General features: G+C 51.4%; 2 rRNA genes. Both read right to left on the reverse strand.

Annotation, left to right across the window (positions count from 1 at the left end):
* Positions 1–1,717 (reverse strand): 23S ribosomal RNA (locus tag M3661_RS29690); the annotation flags it as partial.
* A 186-nt stretch (positions 1,718–1,903) separates the two neighbouring features.
* Positions 1,904–1,984, reverse strand: a 16S ribosomal RNA gene (locus M3661_RS29695); the annotation flags it as partial.

The following is a 1,984-nucleotide window of genomic DNA, read 5'->3' on the forward strand; positions in this document are numbered from 1 at the left end:
CCTTAACGAGAGTTCTTCCGCGCGCCTTAGAATTCTCTTCCCACCTACCTGTGTCGGTTTGCGGTACGGGCAGCTTCACCTGGCTAGAGGCTTTTCTTGGCAGCATGAAATCAAGACCTTCGGTACTATAATTTTCCCTCCCCATCACAGCCCAGCCTTAATGATGTGCGGATTTGCCTACACATCGGCCTCACTGCTTGGACGAGCATCCATCAGCTCGCGTCCCTATCCTTCTGCGTCCCCCCATTGCTCATAACGGTTACGCTGGTACAGGAATTTCAACCTGTTGTCCTTCGACTACGCCTTTCGGCCTCGCCTTAGGTCCCGACTTACCCTGAGTGGACGAGCCTTCCTCAGGAACCCTTAGGTTTTCGGCGGACATGATTCTCACATGTCTTTTCGTTACTCATACCGGCATTCTCACTTGTGTACAGTCCAGCAGTCCTCTCGGTCTACCTTCAACCCGGTACACAACGCTCCCCTACCACTACATCTTACGATGCAATCCATAGCTTCGGCAGTATGTTTAGCCCCGTTACATTTTCGGCGCAGAGTCACTCGACCAGTGAGCTATTACGCACTCTTTAAATGGTGGCTGCTTCTAAGCCAACATCCTGGTTGTCTGGGCAACTCCACATCCTTTCCCACTTAACATACATTTAGGGGCCTTAGCTGATGGTCTGGGCTGTTTCCCTCTTGACAATGGACCTTAGCACCCACTGTCTGACTCCCGGATATAAGTCTGTGGCATTCGGAGTTTGACTGAACTTGGTAACCCTTGGCGGGCCCCGCATCCAATCAGTGCTCTACCTCCATGACTCTTTACTCCGAGGCTAGCCCTAAAGCTATTTCGGGGAGAACCAGCTATCTCCGAGTTCGATTGGAATTTCTCCGCTACCCCCACCTCATCCCCGCACTTTTCAACGTGCGTGGGTTCGGGCCTCCAGTGCGTGTTACCGCACCTTCACCCTGGACAGGGGTAGATCACACGGTTTCGGGTCTACGCCTACGTACTTATTCGCCCTATTCAGACTCGCTTTCGCTTCGGCTCCAGCTCTTCACCTTAACCTTGCACGCAAACGTAACTCGCCGGTTCATTCTACAAAAGGCACGCCATCACCCATGTATAGGGCTCTGACTTCTTGTAAGCACACGGTTTCAGGTTCTATTTCACTCCCCTTCCGGGGTGCTTTTCACCTTTCCCTCACGGTACTGCTTCACTATCGGTCACCAGGGAGTATTTAGCCTTAGCAGATGGTCCTGCCAGATTCCCACGGGGTTTCACGTGTCCCGCGGTACTCGGGATCCGTCTCGGAGGGCATTTACTTTCGATTACAGGGCTTTTACCTTCTATGGCGGGCCTTTCCAGACCTCTTCATCTAATAAACACCTTTCTGACTCCATGTGAGACGTCCCACAACCCCAAGGAGCAAGCTCCTTGGTTTAGGCTCTTCCGCGTTCGCTCGCCGCTACTTACGGAATCACTATTGTTTTCTCTTCCTGAGGGTACTTAGATGTTTCAGTTCCCCTCGTATGCCTCAACATATCCTATGTATTCAGATATGCGTGACTGCCTATTACGACAGCCGGGTTTCCCCATTCGGACATCCCCGGATCAATGCTTGCTTACAGCTCCCCGAGGCATTTCGTTGTTCGCCACGTCCTTCATCGGCTCCTGGTGCCTAGGCATCCTCCGTGTGCTCTTACTAGCTTAACCTAGTATGCTCATTGCTGAGCGTATATCAACTAAAAGGATGATTCTAAGACACTTCACTTTCGCGATTCAGTTTTCAAGGTACAAGTGAAAGAAACATAACTGTTCTTTCAAAACTGACAACGAGCAATCGTTTGGTTTGGAAGCTTTGCTTCCTTGTGTCTCCGTCGCAGGAGACAAAATCCTTAGAAAGGAGGTGATCCAGCCGCACCTTCCGATACGGCTACCTTGTTACGACTTCACCCCAATCATCTACCCCACCTTCGGCGG

The sequence above is a fragment of the Paenibacillus sp. MER 180 genome, from assembly GCF_023713665.1.
Lineage (GTDB): Bacteria > Bacillota > Bacilli > Paenibacillales > Paenibacillaceae > Paenibacillus_B > Paenibacillus_B suaedae.